Source organism: Enterobacter sp. 296B2, from assembly GCF_034106185.1.
In the GTDB taxonomy this organism is placed as follows: Bacteria; Pseudomonadota; Gammaproteobacteria; order Enterobacterales; family Enterobacteriaceae; genus Enterobacter; species Enterobacter cloacae_N.
Genome location: NZ_JAWNCA010000001.1, coordinates 74,249 through 91,311, shown reverse-complemented (window position 1 = coordinate 91,311; position 17,063 = coordinate 74,249). Strand labels below are relative to the sequence as shown.

Here is a 17,063-nt window from a genome sequence, read left to right as displayed (position 1 = left end):
GCATGCCGATCGTTTCTTCGTGTTATTATTCTTTTATTCAAAGTACGGCAAAGAAAATGTCAAATACTGTTGGATCGGAATTCGTCTTAGGAAATTTCCTAAATATGATTGTGGCGTTGTAAACTACCTGTTCTGGTACTGAAAGAGACGTTTACTTTAAGGATAATCCTATATAATAGAGGTTCTCTGGCTAAGGAATGGGTCTTAATTAATGAAAAAAATAATCGCGCTTGCGCTCCTTGTGGCGGCCGTAGGGGCTACCGCAGGGTTGCGCTATATCGAGAATGGCGAACCAGAATATATTCAGTCCGCAGAAACCCGCGTTGGTTCCTATTTAACCAGCGACTACGGACGCGTAGCCTGTAATAGCAAAAAAGTAAATGAACAACGCTGGGAATTAGACTGCACGCATCAGGCTGGGGGAAAAACATTCCAGTTCGCGGTGTATCCCTCTGAAAAAGCACCCTATGGTGTCTCGCGATCGTTTTATCTCGAAGCCCTTAACGATGATGCAAAACAGAGCGCTGAGCAGGGTCTGATGCGCTATTTGCAAATCAACACCAGGTCGAGTTAATCCTTAATAAGGCTGTTGAGCTTTCGTTGAGGAAGCCGGTGTTAGTTTGTTCGAGATCCGCTGCCCGACCATGGAGTGTCGGGGACGTAGAGACCAAAATACAAATCTATCCATGCAAGCATTTACCGCCAGAAAATGGCGGTTTTTTTTGCCAACTCGCTTGTGCCATGCCCCTATGATCTCACCTGATAGTGTGACTGTACCAGTCCCGAAGGGAAGCTGCGGCTTGATACCAGGGTTAAATCAATATCCCGGGACAGCGTGCCAAAAAGCGGTTTTCCTGAGCCGAGCAGCACGGGTACGGTAGTGATAACAATATCGGCGACCAGCCCTTCGCGCAGGAAGGACTGTATCACCTGCCCGCCATCGATATAGACGCGATTTACGTTTTGTGCCGCCAGATCGCCGAGAACCTCTTTTGGCGTGTTGCGTGAGAACTGCACTTTGCCCTTCAGCGCCTCGGGCACGGGCGTCCCGGCCAGCTGTCGGGAGAGCACCAGCACGGGCCGGTCATAAGGCCATGCGTCAAAGGTCAGCACCTTTTCGTAGCTACCCCGGCCCATCACGATCCACTCTTTATCGGCGATGAATGCGTCATAGCCATGATCTTCTGTCGGGTCATCGCGCTGCAGCAGCCAGTCGATATCGTCATTTTCTCTGGCGATGTAGCCATCAAGACTGACAGCGATAAAAACGTGTGTGGTGACCATCAGGAGCTCCGTATTCAAACGTAATCGAAAAGACTGACCGTTTAGCGGCCAGCATCAGGGGGCGAAAACTGTTTACGATACTGGGCAGGCGAAAGCGCATACTGCTGGCGAAAATGATGGCGCAGCGTCGATGCCTGACCGAACCCGGTCTGTTCAGCAATGCTGTCGATGCTCAACCGACTGCTTTCCAGATAATCTTTCGCTCTCAGCAGGCGTTCATTGATCAGCCAGCGTGCGGGCGTCATCCCCGTCGCCGCCTCGAAGCGGCGCAGGAAGGTGCGCTGGCTCATACCGACCCGACGCGCCAGCGAGTCGAGGCTGTGCGGCTCGATAAGATGCTGGTGCAGATAGTCAAACAGCTGGCCCAGGCGCTGGCTCTCACGCAGCTGTGCCACCGGGCGGCTCAGCTGCTGCGGCTGCGAACCGTCACGGTGAGGGGGGATCACCAGCCGCCGCGCCACGCTGTTGGCGGTTTCCATACCGTAATCCCGCCGGACGACGTGCAGACAGAGATCGATCCCTGCCGCGCTGCCCGCAGAGGTCAGGATGTCTCCCTCGTCCTGGTAGAGCACGTCCTCAACCACTTCGATTTCAGGGTAGCGGGCCTTAAGCCCGTCAATATAGCGCCAGTGCGTTGTGGCCTTGCGGCCGTTCAGTAGCCCCGTAGCGGCCAGCACGAACACGCCCGAACAGATGGACAGCAGCTGGGATCCGCGCGCGCTGGCCTGGCGCAATGCCTCGCAGAGCGCGTCCGGAACCGGTGCATCCAGCCCACGCCAGCCGGGAACCACGATCAGATCTGCCGACGCAAGCAGGCTCAAATCGCCATCAGTAACCATGCGGATCCCGCCGGTCGCCCGCAGTTCTCCGCTATCCACGCTCGCCACCGCAAAACGATACCAGTCGTCGCCCAGTTCCGGACGCGGCAGGCCAAAAATCTCCACCGCGACGCCAAACTCGAAGGTACACAGTCCGTCATAAGCCAGCACCACCACCTGCGGGCGGGAAATCTGCCTTAAATTTGTCATCTTTTTGCTGTTTTCTGGCATAAGCAAGCGCATTCATGAGCTGAATTTGTGGATAGAGTAGTGTTAACACAAACGCCAAAGATGAGGAAGGATCATGAGCTATGTTACTGAATTTCCGGCTGCCGAGCCGCAGGAAGCCGTTACCCATTTTCTGCGTCGCCTGAGCGTCGAAACCGACTGCGCCGACGTGCATCATGCCATCGCCAATAATGAGCAGGACTTTGTGCTGCTGCACGTGGTGGGGAGCCCGGAACAGTTTGCCCGTCGCCATGTGCCGGGGGCACTGCATATGCCCTGGAGCCAGATTACCGCTGAGCGGATGTCCCAATGGCCGGAAGGGACGCTGTTTGTCGTCTACTGCGCGGGGCCCCACTGTAACGGGGCTGACCGAGCCGCGTTGAAGCTGGCGCGTCTCGGGCTACCGGTCAAAATCATGCTTGGCGGCATTACCGGCTGGGAAGATGAGCACTACGCGTTTGCCAGCCTGGCGTCCGTCGCCGCGCTGTGAATATGAATTTTTTTCAACACCCGTGAAATTTTCTCGTTTGCCGGAAGCGGTGAGGTATGACATCTTTTTTGGACATTTAGACATCCAGAAGTCTAAATATTCAAATGATGAATTATCACTGCCGGCAATTATCGCCGGCAGACTGAGGAGATTTCCATGCAACGACAGCACGCCCCTTACCGCGCCGACGTAGTCGGCAGCTTTTTACGTCCGGATGCCGTTAAACAGGCGCGCCTGAAGTTCGCCAGCGGCGAAATTGATGCCGGACAGCTTCGTGCGGTGGAGGACGAGGCCATTCGCCACGTCGTCGAGCAGCAGTGTGCGTGCGGCCTGCATGTAGTGACCGACGGTGAATTTCGCCGTGCCTGGTGGCACTTCGACTTCTTTGACGGTCTGCAGGGCGTTGAGCGTTACGATTCACAGCAGGGCATTCAGTTCAACGGAGTACAAACCAAGGCCCACGGCGTGCGCGTGACCGGCAAGCTGGGCTTTGGCGACCACCCGATGCTGGAAGATTTCCGCTATCTGAAAAGCATCAGCGGCAATGCCCAGCCGAAGATGACCATTCCCAGCCCAAGCGTGCTCCATTTCCGCGGCGGGCGCAAAGACATCGACGCGACGGTTTACCCGGATCTGAACGACTATTTCGAGGACCTGGCGACCACCTGGCGCGACGCCATCCGCGCATTCTACGACGCGGGCTGCCGTTACCTGCAGCTGGACGACACCGTCTGGGCTTATCTCTGTTCGGACGATCAGCGCCGTCAGATCCGCGAGCGCGGCGATGATGCCGATGAGCTGGCGCAAATCTATGCCCGCGTGCTGAACAAGGCGCTGGAAGGCAAGCCGGAGGATCTGACCATCGGGCTGCACGTCTGCCGCGGCAACTTCCGTTCCACCTGGATTTCCGAAGGCGGCTACGAGCCGGTGGCGGAAGTGCTGTTCGGAACGGTTAACGTTGACGCCTTTTTCCTCGAATACGATAACGACCGCAGCGGGGATTTCGCGCCGCTGCGCTTCGTTCGTCCGGGCAAGCAGCAGGTGGTGCTGGGGCTGATCACCACGAAAAACGGTGAGCTGGAGAACCCGGAAGGCGTCAAGGCGCGTCTGGAAGAGGCAGCGAAGTACGTGGCGAAAGATCAGATTTGCCTCAGCCCGCAGTGCGGTTTTGCCTCGACAGAAGAGGGCAACAGCCTGAGCGAAACCCAGCAGTGGGATAAAGTCCGTCTGGTCACGCAGATTGCCAGCGAAGTCTGGTAAACCTTCCGGCACAGCGCTGCATTATAAAAGTGCAGCGCTGTGCCATTCTGAGTCGTTCTCTTTACATCCTGCACTCTGTTTCCTGTAATAGCGCATTTTTCATTCTGGCATCCTTTTTGCTCCTGCTTCGCTGACACCTTTATTTCCGCGTCCATGCCGTAACGGACGTTTTCGCACAGCGTTCTTTTTCAGGAGTGAAAATATGCAGCGTCGTACCTTATTAAAAGCCTTTGCGTTATCCGCGTCCGTCGCGGCGATGGGAATGAGTTTTGGCGTGCAGGCCGCCGATACCATCAAAGTGGGGATCATGCATTCTCTGTCCGGCACGATGGCCATCTCCGAAACCCCGCTGAAAGACGTCGCGCTGATGACCATCGATGAGATCAACGCCAAAGGCGGCGTGCTGGGTAAGAAACTGGAGCCGGTGGTGGTGGATCCGGCCTCGAACTGGCCGCTGTTTGCCGAGAAGGCGCGTCAGCTGTTGAGCCAGGATAAAGTGGCGGTAGTGTTCGGCTGCTGGACGTCGGTTTCGCGTAAATCGGTGCTGCCGGTCTTCGAAGAGCTGAACGGCCTGTTGTTCTATCCGGTGCAGTATGAGGGCGAAGAGATGTCGCCAAACGTCTTCTATACCGGCGCAGCGCCGAACCAGCAGGCCATTCCGGCGGTGGAATACCTGATGAGCGAAGACGGCGGCGGGGCAAAACGCTTCTTCCTGCTGGGGACCGACTACGTTTACCCGCGCACCACCAACAAGATCCTGCGCGCGTTCCTGCATTCGAAAGGGGTGGCGGATAAGGACATCGAAGAGGTTTACACCCCGTTTGGTCATAGCGACTACCAGACCATCGTCGCCAACATCAAGAAATTCTCCGCAGGCGGCAAAACCGCCGTGGTCTCGACCATCAACGGCGATTCCAACGTGCCGTTCTACAAAGAGCTGGCTAACCAGGGACTGAAGGCGACCGACGTCCCGGTGGTGGCGTTCTCCGTAGGTGAAGAAGAGCTGCGCGGGATCGACACCAAACCGCTGGTCGGCAACCTCGCGGCGTGGAACTACTTTGAATCCGTGGATAACCCGACCAACCAGGCCTTCGTCGCGGATTACAAAGCCTATGCCAAAGCGCACAAGCTGCCGAACGCCGATACCGTAGTGACCAACGACCCGATGGAAGCTACTTACGTGGGGATTCATATGTGGGCGCAGGCGGTGGAAAAAGCGGGCACCACCGACGTGGATAAGGTGCGTGCGGCGATGGCCGGTCAGTCGTTTAAGGCGCCTTCAGGCTTTACGCTCACCATGGATGCCACCAACCATCATCTGCATAAGCCGGTCATGATCGGTGAAATCGAAGGCAACGGCCAGTTCAACGTGGTCTGGCAGACGGAGCAGCCGGTACGTGCCCAGCCGTGGAGCCCGTTCATCGACGGGAATGACAAAAAGCCCGACCAGCCGATGAAAACCGCCAGCAACTAAGCCTTCACCGCAGGGAGAAACGTCATGAACGCCATGCGCATGTTCATCGCTCTTGTATGGCTTTCCGGACTGCTGCCAGGGATGGCGCAGGCATCGGATGCCGATCGTTTTGTTGCCGCCAGCCGCAGCCAGCAGGCGGATTTACTCACGCAGTGGGCCGCCGCGCCGGATGCCGCTCGTCTGCCGCTGCTTCAGTCTCTGCAAAAGGAAAACCTGTATACCGACAGCCAAAAGCACGCCTTTGCGCAGCGCAATGGTCAAATGGTTTCGCTCGGTGAAGCCCGTGTGATCGAAGGGCAAACCAAAGCCGTTCGTCTGACCAACCGGCTGCGCGTGCTGGCCGCTACGGCCATCGCTACACATCAGCTGGTGAGTGACAGTGTCACAGAAAGACGAGCGGCGGCGCGTCAGCTTCAGCGGGATGCCCAGTCGGGGATGCTCGCTTTTCTCGAAAAGCGGGTAAACGATGAAACGGACGCTGTCGCGCGCCAGGCGCTTTTACTGGCGGTGGCGAATCTCCAGCTGGCCAGCCCGCAGGCAGAGGTGCGCCACAAGGCTGTCGAATTATTAGGCCAGTCAGACGATCCGGACGTTCAGTCCAGACTCACCCCGTTCACTCAGGCGCAGACCGAGCCGGACGCCAGCGTGCGCGCGGCCGCGCAGGAGAGTCTTAGCCAGATCCAGCATCGACTGATGTGGGGCGACCTGCTGGGCCAGGCGTTTATGGGGCTGTCCCTGGGATCGGTGCTGCTGCTGGCCGCGCTGGGGCTTGCCATTACCTACGGCCTGCTGGGCGTCATTAATATGGCGCACGGCGAGATGCTGATGCTGGGCGCGTACGCCACGTGGATGGTGCAGCAGGCGATGGCCGGGCTTGCGCCCCAGTGGCTGGCGCTCTATCCCGTTATCGCGCTGCCGGTGGCGTTCTGCCTGACGGCGGGCATCGGGATGGTGCTGGAGCGCACCGTGATCCGTCACCTGTATGGTCGCCCGCTGGAAACGCTGCTGGCAACGTGGGGGATCAGCCTGATGATTATCCAGCTGGTGCGCATGACGTTTGGCGCCCAGAACCTGGAGGTCGCCAACCCGGCATGGCTGTCCGGCGGGGTGCAGGTTTTTGCCAACCTGACGCTGCCGTGGAACCGCATCGTGGTGCTGGGCTTTGTGCTGATGGTGCTGTTCTTTACCTGGCTCATTCTGAATAAAACCCGTCTGGGGCTCAACGTGCGGGCGGTAACGCAGAACCGCAGCATGGCCGCCTGCTGCGGGGTACCGACCGGGCGCGTCGATATGCTGGCGTTTGGGCTGGGCTCAGGGATCGCCGGGCTAGGCGGCGTGGCGTTATCCCAGCTTGGGAACGTCGGGCCGGAGCTCGGTCAGGGTTACATCATCGACTCGTTCCTCGTGGTCGTTCTCGGTGGCGTGGGCCAGCTGGCAGGCAGCGTAGCCGCCGCATTTGGGCTGGGCATTTTCAATAAAATTCTTGAGCCCCAGATGGGGGCCGTACTGGGCAAGATTGTGATTCTGGTAGCGATCGTGCTGTTTATTCAGAAGCGTCCTCAGGGGCTGTTTGCGCTGAAAGGGAGGGTGATTGACTGATGAGCCAGCCGCTAACCTTAACGCTGGCGCGTAAAGCGCCGCGCGTCACGCAGATTGCAGGCAGCCTCCTGGTGGCATGTCTGCTGATATTACCGTTTTTCGCCTTGCTGCCTGCGACGCATCCGCTGGCGCTGTCGACCTGGATGCTGACGCTCATCGGCAAGATCCTCTGCTATGCCATCGTTGCGGTGGCGCTGGATCTGGTGTGGGGCTATGCCGGCATGCTCTCTCTTGGGCACGGCATCTTCTTCGCCCTGGGCGGCTATGCGATGGGGATGTACCTGATGCGTCAGGCGTCAGGGGACGGCCTGCCCGCGTTTATGTCGTTTCTCTCCTGGAGCGAGCTGCCGTGGTTCTGGTGGGGCACCCAGCACTTTGCCTGGGCGCTGGTGCTGATTGTGATGGTGCCGGGCCTGCTGGCGCTGGTGTTTGGCTGGTTTGCCTTCCGCTCAAAGATCAAAGGTGTCTACTTCTCGATTATGACCCAGGCGCTGACCTACGCGGGCATGCTGCTGTTCTTTCGCAACGAAACCGGATTTGGCGGCAATAACGGCTTTACCGGCTTCACTACGCTGCTCGGGTTTTCGGTGACGGAAACGGCCACCCGCATCGCGCTGTTCCTGGCAACCGTGCTGCTGCTGCTCATGGCGTTGGGTACCGGATTTGCGCTGGCGAAGAGCAAGTTTGGCCGCATCCTGACCGCCGTTCGCGACGCCGAAAACCGCCTGACGTTTTGCGGCTACGATCCGCGCGGGTTCAAGCTGCTGGTATGGACGCTCTCTGCCGTGCTGTGCGGCCTGGCGGGGGCGCTGTACGTCCCGCAGGTGGGCATTATCAACCCCGGAGAGATGTCGCCGACCAACTCGATAGAAGCCGCCATCTGGGTGGCGCTGGGCGGGCGCGGCACGCTGGTGGGGCCGGTGATTGGCGCGGCGCTGGTCAACGGAGCGAAGAGCTTTTTCACCGTCGCCATGCCAGAGTACTGGCAGCTTTTTCTGGGACTGATTTTTATTGCCGTCACGCTGTTCCTGCCGCGCGGCGTCTACGGTCTGTTGCGTAAGGGAGAGAAATAATGCAGCCAACGGAAGGATTATTTACCCGCCAGCTGCCCGGCGATCGCTACCGGGAGCAGACTGACCCGGTGCTTCAGCTTGAGGCCATTAACGTCAGTTTCGACGGCTTTCAGGCCCTGTCCGATCTCTCGCTGAATATCGGCGTGGGCGAGCTTCGCTGCGTGATTGGCCCCAACGGGGCCGGTAAAACCACGCTGATGGACGTCATTACCGGCAAAACGCGGCCAAAGAGCGGCAGGGCGATTTACGATCAGTCCATCGACCTGACCGCGCTTGAGCCTGCGGCCATTGCCCGTCAGGGGATTGGTCGAAAATTCCAGAAGCCCACGGTCTTTGAAGCGCTGACGGTGTGGGAAAACCTCGAGATCGCCATGAAAACCGACAAATCCGTCTGGGCGAGCCTGCGGGCAAAACTCAACGGCGAGCAGCGCGACCGGATCGATGAAATGCTGGTGTTGCTGCGCCTTAGCAGCGAGCGCGATCGCCGCGCCGGGCTGCTTTCGCACGGGCAGAAACAGTTCCTGGAGATCGGCATGCTGCTGGTGCAAGACCCGCACCTGCTTCTGCTGGATGAACCCGCCGCCGGGATGACTGACGCAGAAACGGAATACACCGCCGAGCTGTTCAAAACCCTGGCGGGCAAGCACTCCCTGATGGTGGTGGAGCACGATATGGGCTTTGTTGAAACGATTGCCGACCACGTCACGGTGCTGCATCAGGGGCGGGTGCTGGCGGAGGGCTCGCTTCGCGAGGTGCAGGCCAACGAGCAGGTGATTGAGGTCTATCTGGGGCGCTAAGGAGCGATGATGTTACAGGTTAACGAACTGAATCAGTATTACGGCGGCAGCCATATCCTGCGCGGCGTGAGCTTTGAAGCCGTCACCGGCGAAGTCACCTGCCTGCTGGGGCGCAACGGCGTCGGGAAAACCACGCTGCTGAAGTGTCTTATGGGGCTGATCCCGGCGAAAACCGGGGAGGTCATCTGGCAGGGTAAAACGATCACCCACAGCAGGCCGCACCAGCGGGTGCAGTCTGGCGTGGCGTATGTCCCGCAGGGGCGCGAGATTTTTCCGCGCTTAACTGTGGAAGAGAACCTTCTGCTGGGGCTGTCGCGATTTCCCGCCCGCGAGGCGAAGCAGGTGCCTGACGAAATCTGGCAGCTGTTTCCGGTACTTAAAGAGATGAAGCATCGTCGCGGGGGCGATCTCTCGGGTGGGCAACAGCAGCAGCTGGCGATTGGACGCGCGCTGGCGAGCCGTCCGCAGCTGCTGATCCTGGATGAACCCACCGAAGGCATACAGCCATCCGTCATCAAAGAGATTGGCCATGTGATCCGCACCCTGGCAAACAGAGGCGACATGGCGATCCTGCTCGTTGAGCAGTTTTACGACTTTGCCGCAGAGCTGGCCGACAGCTATCTGCTGATGTCCCGCGGCACCATTATTCAGCGCGGGCGGGGTGAAAATATGGAGCAGGAGGGCGTTCGCGGGTTGGTTGCGATCTGAAATGTTATAATATAACATTCTCGTTCTTGTAAAACGGAACGAGGGCGTTACTTTGGCTGCACATATTGGAAAATTTGCCATGACTCTGGGGGCGCTGCTGGTCAGCGGCCAGCTGTTTGCTCACTCGCACGGTCATCAGATGACCGAAGCGGAACAGAAGGCGGCAAACGGCGTGTTTGAGGATAAGGACGTGAAGGACAGAGCACTGTCAGACTGGGACGGGACCTGGCAGTCGGTTTATCCGTTCCTGCTGGACGGCTCGCTGGATCCGGTCTTCAGGCAGAAAGCGCAGAAGGATAAAAGCAAAACCTTTGACGAGGTGAAAGCGTACTACCGCAAGGGATATGCGACGGACGTGGATGCCATCGGCATCGAAAATAACGTGATGGAATTTCATAAAGGCAAAGCGGTCAGCCGCTGTCAGTATGCTTACAGCGGCTACAAAATTCTGACCTATGCGTCAGGTAAGAAAGGCGTTCGCTATCTGTTTGAGTGTAAAGATGCCGACAGCAAGGCGCCTAAATTCGTGCAGTTCAGCGACCACACCATCGGACCGAAGGCCTCTTCGCACTTCCATATTTTCATGGGCAACACCTCCCACGAGGCGCTGCTGAAAGAGATGGATAACTGGCCGACCTATTATCCAAACGAGATGTACAAAGAGCAGGTGGTGGAGGAGATGCTGCACCACTAGGCTGTTGCTTTTGCCGGGTGGTGGCTTCGCCATACCCGGCACACGATTAGGGTTTTGTAGGTCGGGTAAGCGCAGCGCCACCCGACACGCTATCTTCACTTTTCACGCTCATCCCGCGCAAAATCATCAGCCACGCCACAATAATCGCGGCCATCATAATCACAAACAGCGACCAGTGCGGCAGGTTGGTCAGGATAATACCGGTGATCATCGGGTTTGCCGCCGCGCCGAGCCAGCCCAGCGCCTGGGCTGAGAAATAGCTCGCCTTCATCCCCGGCGGGGCGATGTTGTCGATCAGCATGTATTCACCCGGTGCGTAGATAATCTCACCCAGCGTAAAGACGGCGGCGGCGATGCCCCAGTAAATCAGGTTCTCCCCGGAGAGCATAAAGCCCCCCAGCCCCAGGATAAAAAACAGCGTTGCGGCAGTCATTAAAGGCCGAATATTGCTGGCGGAGATCTTGCGCCCCAGCGCATACTGCAGCGTCACCACCACGGCGGCGTTAACGGGCAGCACCACGGCGACCACCTTCTGGGCAAAATCGCTGTCGGCATTGGCGGCCAGAACATACTGCGAAATGCAGCTGGCGAACGATCCGCCCACGTAAGACGCGAGCAGGCCGGAGAGGGTGAACCAGAACAGGGCGCGGTCTTTCAGCAGCACCGACGGCTGCCAGGGCATCTTCTCCTCGGCGGTATCCAGCGCGACGCTTTTCTGCACGAAGAAATGAATAAACCCGAGCGGCAGCGCGGCGCAGAAGGCAGCCAGCCAGAACGGCAGCTGCAGGCTGTACATCACCAGCAGGGTGCCAATGGGCGGCCCGATCGTCCAGCCAATGTTCAGGAAGCTGTAGTTCAGCGAGAAGACTCGCGCTTTCTGGCTTGCGGTGAGCACGTCGGAGAACCAGGCCTTCAGCACCGTCGAAAAGACGGAATAGGCGCAGTTGATCAGGGAAAAGAACAGCACCACCAGCGTGACGTTATCCACCAGCGGGATCGCGACAAAACCGGCGATAAAGGCCACGATCGCGATCAGCATGTAGCGCTTTTTATCAAACTTATCGGCCAGAATGCCAAATCCCAGGCTGAACACTACGCCGACGGTGAGCGCAATCGTCAGGGCATAACCAATATTCTCGACGCTCATATTAAACACGCGCGTGAGATAAATGGTCATGAACGGCAGCGTTGCCCCCCGACCGATGGTTAATAACAATGACGATGCCAGCAGCGCTGCGGTTGAGCGCCTGAGAGATGGTTTCATATTCCTGCCCGACAATTGCTTATGCTTTTTATGTTGTGTCCTAAAAGGAGTATCACGACATAAGGGGCTTGTATAGCTCCCGATTTATCCCTAAGTGCTTCAGCTCCCTGCCAGAAATAATGATCTTCTCGCGACACACTTTTTTCTGTTACCTTGAAGTGTTAACAAATTATTAATAATTCAGGGGCAGGGTATGACGCGTAAAGACGGGCTGCTGGCGTTGCTGGTGGTCGTGGTATGGGGGCTCAATTTTGTGGTCATCAAGCTGGGATTGCACAATATGCCCCCGCTGATGCTGGCCGGTTTGCGTTTTATGCTGGTGGCGTTCCCGGCGCTCTTTTTCGTCGCCCGTCCAAAGATTCCGTTAAAACTGCTTTTGGGCTATGGCCTGACCATCAGCTTTGGCCAGTTCGCGTTTCTCTTCTGCGCCATTAAGTTCGGGATGCCGGCCGGTCTTGCCTCGCTGGTGTTACAGGCGCAGGCGTTCTTTACCATTATTCTCGGCGCGTTCGTGTTTGGCGAACGTTTACAGGGCAAACAGCTGGCGGGGATCGCGCTCGCGGTGTTTGGCGTGCTGGTGCTGATTGAAGCCAGCCTGAACGGTCAGGACGTGGCGCTGCTCGGGTTTATGCTCACGCTGGCGGCGGGGCTGAGCTGGGCCTGCGGCAATATCTTCAACAAGCTGATTATGCAGCATGAAGCGCGCCCACAGGTGATGTCCCTGGTGGTCTGGAGCGCGTTGATCCCGATAATCCCGTTTCTGGCGGCATCGTTTATTCTGGATGGCCCGGAGGTGATGCTGAACAGCCTGGTCGACATCGATCTGACCACGATCCTTTCTCTTATCTATCTGGCGTTTGTCGCCACCATCGTGGGCTACGGGATCTGGGGCTCTCTGCTGGGGCGCTATGAGACCTGGCGCGTCGCGCCGCTGTCTTTGCTGGTTCCGGTGGTGGGGCTTGCCAGTGCGGCGATACTGCTGGATGAAACGTTAAGCGTGCTGCAGCTGCTCGGCGCCGTGCTGATCATGGCCGGTCTGTACATCAACGTGTTTGGTCTGCGTGTACGTCGGGCGGCGCGGGTGAGTGGGAAGGCATAAAAAAGCCCCGCGTATGCGGGGCAAAAACGAATCAGAGGCCGTGCCGATTATAATAAGGCACGCCTAATTCGTCGGATTTGTCGCTACCAGCACCCATATGGTTGAAATCATAAGGTGACTGGTCATGTGCTGACGGCAAAATCATCGTGTCACGATTATTTTGCTGCGTTGCACCTGGGGTTTGCTCCGCGAAGGTCTGGCTGGAAAACAGCACCAGCAAGGCGAGGGCGGCGGAGGCGGTAACGTTCATTTTTTCCTCGGTTACGTCTGTTACAGGCGATGTTTAACTACAGTGTTTTAACGGATACAGATAACGGGATTCACCCGGTACGCTGGTGATTCGGTACTTATGAGGCGGCACGTCAAAGTAGTTCTTGAACGTACGCGTCAGGGTTTGCTGTGATTCAAATCCGTAACGCTCCGCCAGATAAAGGATCGGCTCATTGCTTTCTTTCAGTTTCTGGGCAATTTCCGTCAGTTTGCGGCTGCGAATATATTGACCTAATGAATGACCGGTCTCTTTTTTGAACATCCGTTGCAGGTGCCATTTGGAGTAACCTGAACGCTCAGACACTTTTTCAAGGGAGAGCGGCGATTCCAGGTTATCTTCGATCCAGTCCAAAATGCTATGAATAGTGATAGCGTCAGTATTGCGTCTGGACATCGTCATACCTCTTTTTCTGTTTACGGCAGTATTTTCTTCAGCAAAAGCTCAAGGGTTGCCACTTCATCTGCCGTTAAGTTTTTTGTTAGTTCCTGATGCAGTGTTTGTCCTACTAATTGATGACATTGCTCGCACATAGCCGCGCCATCGCTGGTGAGCCTGACCAGTACGCCGCGTTTGTCATTTGGGTTAGGGCTTCGTTCTACCCATCCTTTGCAGACGAGACGATCGAGCATGCGCGTTAACGCACCCAGATCGACAGAGAGCACCTTTTTCAGCTCAACCGGCGTGATACACCCTTCGCAGCGAATGGAGCACAGCACTTTGAACTGTGTTGCGGTGATATCCAGCGGTGACAGATAGTCATTGAGCAGGCGATCTTTTTTCTGGTTAACCATATGAATAAGACGACCCAGTGGAACAACGTCGTTGAAGATATCACTGGTGTTTTTCACAATGGTTGCCCTGGCAAGTAGTTTAGTCACGGCAGATATTATTGCTCAGGCAAGTATAAGTCAACTGAATGAATCGGCCGATGCCACGAATTGCTAAAACGTTTCATGAACTTTATTTGAAAGCTTGTAAATCATATAGATAACTGCTGGTTATCATTACCTTAAGAAAATAATCGTTACGTTGCGCTGAGGGCTGAGCGTCACACTTTCACCCTATAATTGCGATGTTAAATATGGATAAGGACAACGACGCACTATGTTGGATTTGATTAAAGCAATTGGGCTTGGGCTGGTGGTACTGCTGCCGTTGGCTAACCCGTTAACGACGGTGGCGCTTTTCCTCGGGCTGGCAGGGAACATGAACAGCGCCGAGCGCAATCATCAGTCGATGATGGCTGCCGTGTATGTCTTTGCCATCATGATGGTGGCCTATTACGCCGGGCAGCTGGTGATGAATACCTTCGGGATTTCCATCCCTGGCTTGCGTATCGCCGGGGGGCTGATCGTGGCCTTTATCGGCTTCCGCATGCTGTTCCCGGCGCAAAAGGCGCACGAGTCGCCCGAGGCGGCCAGTAAATCCGAAGAGCTGGAAACCGAACCGAGTGCCAATATCGCCTTTGTACCGATTGCCATGCCGAGCACGGCGGGGCCGGGTACTATCGCGATGATCATCAGCTCCGCGTCGACGGTGCGCGACAGCGCAACCTTCCCGGACTGGGTGCTGACGGTTGCGCCGCCGCTGATTTTTGCGATTATCGGGCTTATCGTCTGGGCGTCGCTGCGCAGCTCTGGCGCCATTATGCGCTGGGTAGGCAAGGGCGGGATTGAAGCCATTTCGCGGCTGATGGGCTTCTTGCTGGTTTGTATGGGCGTGCAGTTTATTATTAACGGCGTGCTGGAGATTATTAAGACCTACCATTGAGTTTATTGCCGGGTAAGGCGAAGCCGCCACCCGGCATAAACAAACCTCACCCGTGCTGCCCCTGTTCCTCCAGCGCCACCGGCCACTTGCGGAAGATGAGTACCGACCAGATCAGCGCCACCAGGGCCGGAATGGCTCCCAGATAGCCAATCGCCGACATCGACACGTGCAGGCTAATCTGATTTCCCACCAGCGCCCCCGCGCCAATCCCCAGATTGAATATCCCCGAGAACAGCGACATCGCCACGTCCGTGGCATCCGGTGCCAGGGCCAGGACTTTCACCTGCATGCCGAGACCAATAATCATAATCGCTACGCCCCAGAAAAGGCTCAGGATCGCCAGATGGCTTTCGCTGCCTGACGCAGGCAGCAGCAGCACCAGGCACGCCAGCAGCAGGCCGATGGCGCTGCTCACAAGCAGGGAGGCATGCTGGTTACCCAGTTTGCCAAACAGCACGCTGCCAATAATGCCCGCGCCGCCAAGGATGAGCAGTAAGAGGGTGGCAAAGTTAGCGCTAAAGCCCGCGACCATCTGCACAAACGGCTCAATGTAGCTGTACGCCGTGTAATGCGCGGTGACCACGATAACGGTGAGCAGGTAGATACTCAGCAGCGCCGGGCGACGCATCAACAGCGGCAGACTTTTCAGCGAGCCGGAATGTTCGCTCGGCAGCGCGGGCAGCAGCTTAATCAGACACACCAGCGTCACCAGCGCGCCCATGCCGATGGCGAAGAAGGTGGTACGCCAGCCGAAGTATTGTCCCACGATGCGGCCAATGGGCAGCCCCAGCACCATTGCCAGCGCGGTACCGGTGGCAATCAGGCTCAAGGCCTGGGCGCGTTTACCCGCCGGCGCGAGTCGAATAGCCAGCGACGCGGTAATCGACCAGAAGACCGCGTGGGCAAAAGCGATGCCGATGCGGCTAATGACCAGCACCGTAAAATTCCACGCCATAAACGACAGGACGTGACTGGCAATGAACAAAGTAAACAGACCGATCAACAGCCTGCGCCGCTCCATCTGGCTGGTCAGCAGCATAAACGGCAGCGACATCAGCGCCACGACCCAGGCGTAGATGGTCAACATAATGCCCACCTGCGCCGTTTCCATCTGGAAGCTTTCGGCTATGTCAGACAACAGCCCAACCGGAACAAATTCTGTGGTGTTAAAAATAAACGCGGCAATGGCCAGCGTGACCACGCGTAGCCACGCAACTCTGCGGGAAACTGTGTTCGTTGTCATAGGGATGTGGAGATACGTTGCTGGAAAGAAGAGGAGACGATCTTAAAACGTTGAACGGCGAAAACTCAACCATTATGTGACGCAGATCTCAATATTTACCTTATGAAAGCGGTAGCCGGAGGCACTGTTTTCATTGAATATAAAAGTACAACACAGCAAAAACAGGCGGTAAGACAATGCAGGAGATTGATTTTTATCTGGTAGATGCGTTCAGCAAAAGTGCTTTTGGCGGCAACCCGGCGGCGGTTTGCCCGCTGAAAGCGTGGTTACCCGATGAGACGCTACTGAAAATGGCGCAGCAGCATAATCAGTCGGAAACCGCATTTTTCGTCTGCACTAAAGGCGGCATTGAGCTACGCTGGTTTACCACGCTCGCCGAAGTCAATCTTTGCGGTCATGCTACCCTTGCCGCCGCGTACGTTCTGTTTAATGAACTGGATTATCCCGACTCACGGATCCATTTTGACACTGCGTCCGGTCGCCTGACGGTCAGCCGGGAGGGAAAGTGGATGACGCTGGACTTCCCGGCGTGTCCAACCTGTGAAGAGACGCCGCCGCCGGAGTTGCTTGCGGCGCTAGGTATCCGCGATTACGTTGAAGCCCGTAAGGGCCGCGCCTGGGTGATTGTGCTGGAAAACCGCCAGCAGGTTGAAGCGCTTGAGCCGCGCTTTTCGGCGATGACGCCGGGCGAGCATAAGGTGAGCGTGACGGCACCGGGCGAAGGGGAGTATGACTTTGTCAGCCGCTTCTTCTCGCCGGGCGTTTCCGTTCCGGAAGATCCGGTCACCGGATCCGCGCACACGATGCTGATCCCCTACTGGAGCGAAAAGCTGGGGAAAACGGCGATGTTTGCCCGTCAGGTCTCGGCCCGCGGCGGGGATGTACGCTGCGAGCTGCGAGGGGAGCGCGTATTGATGAGCGGTCAGGCGTCGTGCTACCTGAAAGGCACTGTGTATCTGCGCTAAAACTGATAACAAGAGAGGAAGAGACA

General features: G+C 57.1%; 19 protein-coding genes. 12 read left to right on the top strand and 7 right to left on the bottom strand.

Annotated elements, in window-relative coordinates:
- Positions 1-211 precede the first annotated feature (211 nt).
- Positions 212-574, top strand: coding sequence for a hypothetical protein (locus URZ40_RS00460; RefSeq protein WP_166711126.1), 363 nt, complete (start codon positions 212-214; stop codon positions 572-574).
- 173 nt (positions 575-747) lie between these two features.
- Here URZ40_RS00460 and URZ40_RS00455 read toward each other — a convergent pair whose 3' ends face one another.
- Positions 748-1,284 carry a dihydrofolate reductase family protein gene (locus URZ40_RS00455; RefSeq protein ID WP_316379122.1) on the bottom strand — a complete coding sequence of 179 codons (537 nt, stop codon included), beginning with the start codon at positions 1,282-1,284 and terminating at the stop codon, positions 748-750.
- Positions 1,285-1,325: 41 nt separating this feature from the next.
- Positions 1,326-2,333 carry a transcriptional regulator FtrA gene (gene ftrA / locus URZ40_RS00450; protein ID WP_320719556.1) on the bottom strand — a complete coding sequence of 336 codons (1,008 nt, stop codon included), beginning with the start codon at positions 2,331-2,333 and terminating at the stop codon, positions 1,326-1,328.
- A gap of 73 nt (positions 2,334-2,406) precedes the next feature.
- Here ftrA and URZ40_RS00445 point away from each other — a divergent pair, with 73 nt between their 5' ends.
- The 8 genes from URZ40_RS00445 (at position 2,407) to zinT (ending at position 10,425) form a co-directional block, all read left to right on the top strand.
- The gene (locus URZ40_RS00445) at positions 2,407-2,820 is read left to right on the top strand and encodes a rhodanese-like domain-containing protein (protein WP_163329350.1); all 414 of its coding nucleotides are present in this window, start codon (positions 2,407-2,409) and stop codon (positions 2,818-2,820) included.
- A gap of 156 nt (positions 2,821-2,976) precedes the next feature.
- Positions 2,977-4,080 (top strand): cobalamin-independent methionine synthase II family protein, encoded by a 1,104-nt coding sequence (locus URZ40_RS00440; RefSeq protein WP_192982362.1) that lies wholly within the window; start codon positions 2,977-2,979, stop codon positions 4,078-4,080.
- 202 nt (positions 4,081-4,282) lie between these two features.
- Positions 4,283-5,554: an urea ABC transporter substrate-binding protein gene (gene urtA / locus URZ40_RS00435; RefSeq protein WP_116339951.1), complete on the top strand. Its 1,272-nt coding sequence runs from the start codon at positions 4,283-4,285 to the stop codon at positions 5,552-5,554.
- Between the two features lie 24 nt (positions 5,555-5,578).
- On the top strand, positions 5,579-7,153 hold the full coding sequence (urtB, locus tag URZ40_RS00430) for an urea ABC transporter permease subunit UrtB (RefSeq protein ID WP_320719555.1): 1,575 nt from the start codon (positions 5,579-5,581) through the stop codon (positions 7,151-7,153).
- Complete coding sequence (urtC, locus tag URZ40_RS00425; protein ID WP_316387201.1) at positions 7,153-8,226, top strand: urea ABC transporter permease subunit UrtC; 1,074 nt, start codon at positions 7,153-7,155, stop codon at positions 8,224-8,226. Before urtB ends, urtC begins: the two co-directional genes overlap by 1 nt.
- A complete protein-coding gene (urtD, locus tag URZ40_RS00420; RefSeq protein WP_320719554.1) occupies positions 8,226-9,023 on the top strand; it encodes an urea ABC transporter ATP-binding protein UrtD in 798 nt (265 codons plus the stop codon). Before urtC ends, urtD begins: the two co-directional genes overlap by 1 nt.
- Positions 9,024-9,032: 9 nt before the next feature.
- Positions 9,033-9,731, top strand: coding sequence for an urea ABC transporter ATP-binding subunit UrtE (gene urtE, locus URZ40_RS00415; RefSeq protein ID WP_163329615.1), 699 nt, complete (start codon positions 9,033-9,035; stop codon positions 9,729-9,731).
- Positions 9,732-9,783: 52 nt separating this feature from the next.
- Positions 9,784-10,425: a metal-binding protein ZinT gene (gene zinT, locus URZ40_RS00410; protein WP_320719553.1), complete on the top strand. Its 642-nt coding sequence runs from the start codon at positions 9,784-9,786 to the stop codon at positions 10,423-10,425.
- Positions 10,426-10,471: 46 nt separating this feature from the next.
- Here zinT and ydeE read toward each other — a convergent pair whose 3' ends face one another.
- Positions 10,472-11,689 (bottom strand): efflux MFS transporter YdeE, encoded by a 1,218-nt coding sequence (gene ydeE / locus URZ40_RS00405; protein WP_233003499.1) that lies wholly within the window; start codon positions 11,687-11,689, stop codon positions 10,472-10,474.
- 193 nt (positions 11,690-11,882) lie between these two features.
- On the opposite strand from ydeE, the gene eamA reads away from it, so the two are divergent.
- Complete coding sequence (gene eamA, locus URZ40_RS00400) at positions 11,883-12,788, top strand: O-acetylserine/cysteine exporter (RefSeq protein WP_163329364.1); 906 nt, start codon at positions 11,883-11,885, stop codon at positions 12,786-12,788.
- Between the two features lie 31 nt (positions 12,789-12,819).
- Here the strand turns inward: eamA and marB are convergent, their stop codons facing one another.
- The 3 genes from marB to marR are packed head-to-tail and all read right to left on the bottom strand — an operon-like array spanning position 12,820 to position 13,907.
- Complete coding sequence (marB, locus tag URZ40_RS00395; protein ID WP_320719552.1) at positions 12,820-13,038, bottom strand: multiple antibiotic resistance protein MarB; 219 nt, start codon at positions 13,036-13,038, stop codon at positions 12,820-12,822.
- Positions 13,039-13,071: 33 nt separating this feature from the next.
- Positions 13,072-13,452 carry an MDR efflux pump AcrAB transcriptional activator MarA gene (gene marA / locus URZ40_RS00390; protein WP_008502237.1) on the bottom strand — a complete coding sequence of 127 codons (381 nt, stop codon included), beginning with the start codon at positions 13,450-13,452 and terminating at the stop codon, positions 13,072-13,074.
- 20 nt (positions 13,453-13,472) lie between these two features.
- A complete protein-coding gene (marR, locus tag URZ40_RS00385) occupies positions 13,473-13,907 on the bottom strand; it encodes a multiple antibiotic resistance transcriptional regulator MarR (protein WP_116339933.1) in 435 nt (144 codons plus the stop codon).
- A gap of 256 nt (positions 13,908-14,163) precedes the next feature.
- Between marR and URZ40_RS00380 the strand changes: the two genes are divergently transcribed.
- Positions 14,164-14,829, top strand: coding sequence for a MarC family NAAT transporter (locus tag URZ40_RS00380; RefSeq protein ID WP_302218442.1), 666 nt, complete (start codon positions 14,164-14,166; stop codon positions 14,827-14,829).
- A gap of 46 nt (positions 14,830-14,875) precedes the next feature.
- Here the strand turns inward: URZ40_RS00380 and URZ40_RS00375 are convergent, their stop codons facing one another.
- Entirely contained in the window at positions 14,876-16,072 is a 1,197-nt protein-coding gene (locus URZ40_RS00375) for a sugar transporter (RefSeq protein ID WP_116339929.1), read from the bottom strand.
- 176 nt (positions 16,073-16,248) lie between these two features.
- Between URZ40_RS00375 and URZ40_RS00370 the strand changes: the two genes are divergently transcribed.
- Positions 16,249-17,037 (top strand): PhzF family phenazine biosynthesis protein, encoded by a 789-nt coding sequence (locus URZ40_RS00370; RefSeq protein ID WP_320719551.1) that lies wholly within the window; start codon positions 16,249-16,251, stop codon positions 17,035-17,037.
- Positions 17,038-17,063 lie beyond the last annotated feature (26 nt).

Excerpts from the sequence above, each read along its gene's own strand:
- URZ40_RS00460 (WP_166711126.1), top strand. The coding sequence starts at position 212 with ATGAAAAAAATAATCGCGCTTGCGCTCCTTGTGGCGGCCGTAGGGGCT.
- URZ40_RS00455 (WP_316379122.1), bottom strand. The coding sequence starts at position 1,284 with ATGGTCACCACACACGTTTTTATCGCTGTCAGTCTTGATGGCTACATC.
- ftrA (WP_320719556.1), bottom strand. The coding sequence starts at position 2,333 with ATGCCAGAAAACAGCAAAAAGATGACAAATTTAAGGCAGATTTCCCGC.
- URZ40_RS00445 (WP_163329350.1), top strand. The coding sequence starts at position 2,407 with ATGAGCTATGTTACTGAATTTCCGGCTGCCGAGCCGCAGGAAGCCGTT.
- URZ40_RS00440 (WP_192982362.1), top strand. The coding sequence starts at position 2,977 with ATGCAACGACAGCACGCCCCTTACCGCGCCGACGTAGTCGGCAGCTTT.
- urtA (WP_116339951.1), top strand. The coding sequence starts at position 4,283 with ATGCAGCGTCGTACCTTATTAAAAGCCTTTGCGTTATCCGCGTCCGTC.
- urtB (WP_320719555.1), top strand. The coding sequence starts at position 5,579 with ATGAACGCCATGCGCATGTTCATCGCTCTTGTATGGCTTTCCGGACTG.
- urtC (WP_316387201.1), top strand. The coding sequence starts at position 7,153 with ATGAGCCAGCCGCTAACCTTAACGCTGGCGCGTAAAGCGCCGCGCGTC.
- urtD (WP_320719554.1), top strand. The coding sequence starts at position 8,226 with ATGCAGCCAACGGAAGGATTATTTACCCGCCAGCTGCCCGGCGATCGC.
- urtE (WP_163329615.1), top strand. The coding sequence starts at position 9,033 with ATGTTACAGGTTAACGAACTGAATCAGTATTACGGCGGCAGCCATATC.
- ydeE (WP_233003499.1), bottom strand. The coding sequence starts at position 11,689 with ATGAAACCATCTCTCAGGCGCTCAACCGCAGCGCTGCTGGCATCGTCA.
- eamA (WP_163329364.1), top strand. The coding sequence starts at position 11,883 with ATGACGCGTAAAGACGGGCTGCTGGCGTTGCTGGTGGTCGTGGTATGG.
- marB (WP_320719552.1), bottom strand. The coding sequence starts at position 13,038 with ATGAACGTTACCGCCTCCGCCGCCCTCGCCTTGCTGGTGCTGTTTTCC.
- marA (WP_008502237.1), bottom strand. The coding sequence starts at position 13,452 with ATGTCCAGACGCAATACTGACGCTATCACTATTCATAGCATTTTGGAC.
- URZ40_RS00380 (WP_302218442.1), top strand. The coding sequence starts at position 14,164 with ATGTTGGATTTGATTAAAGCAATTGGGCTTGGGCTGGTGGTACTGCTG.
- URZ40_RS00375 (WP_116339929.1), bottom strand. The coding sequence starts at position 16,072 with ATGACAACGAACACAGTTTCCCGCAGAGTTGCGTGGCTACGCGTGGTC.
- URZ40_RS00370 (WP_320719551.1), top strand. The coding sequence starts at position 16,249 with ATGCAGGAGATTGATTTTTATCTGGTAGATGCGTTCAGCAAAAGTGCT.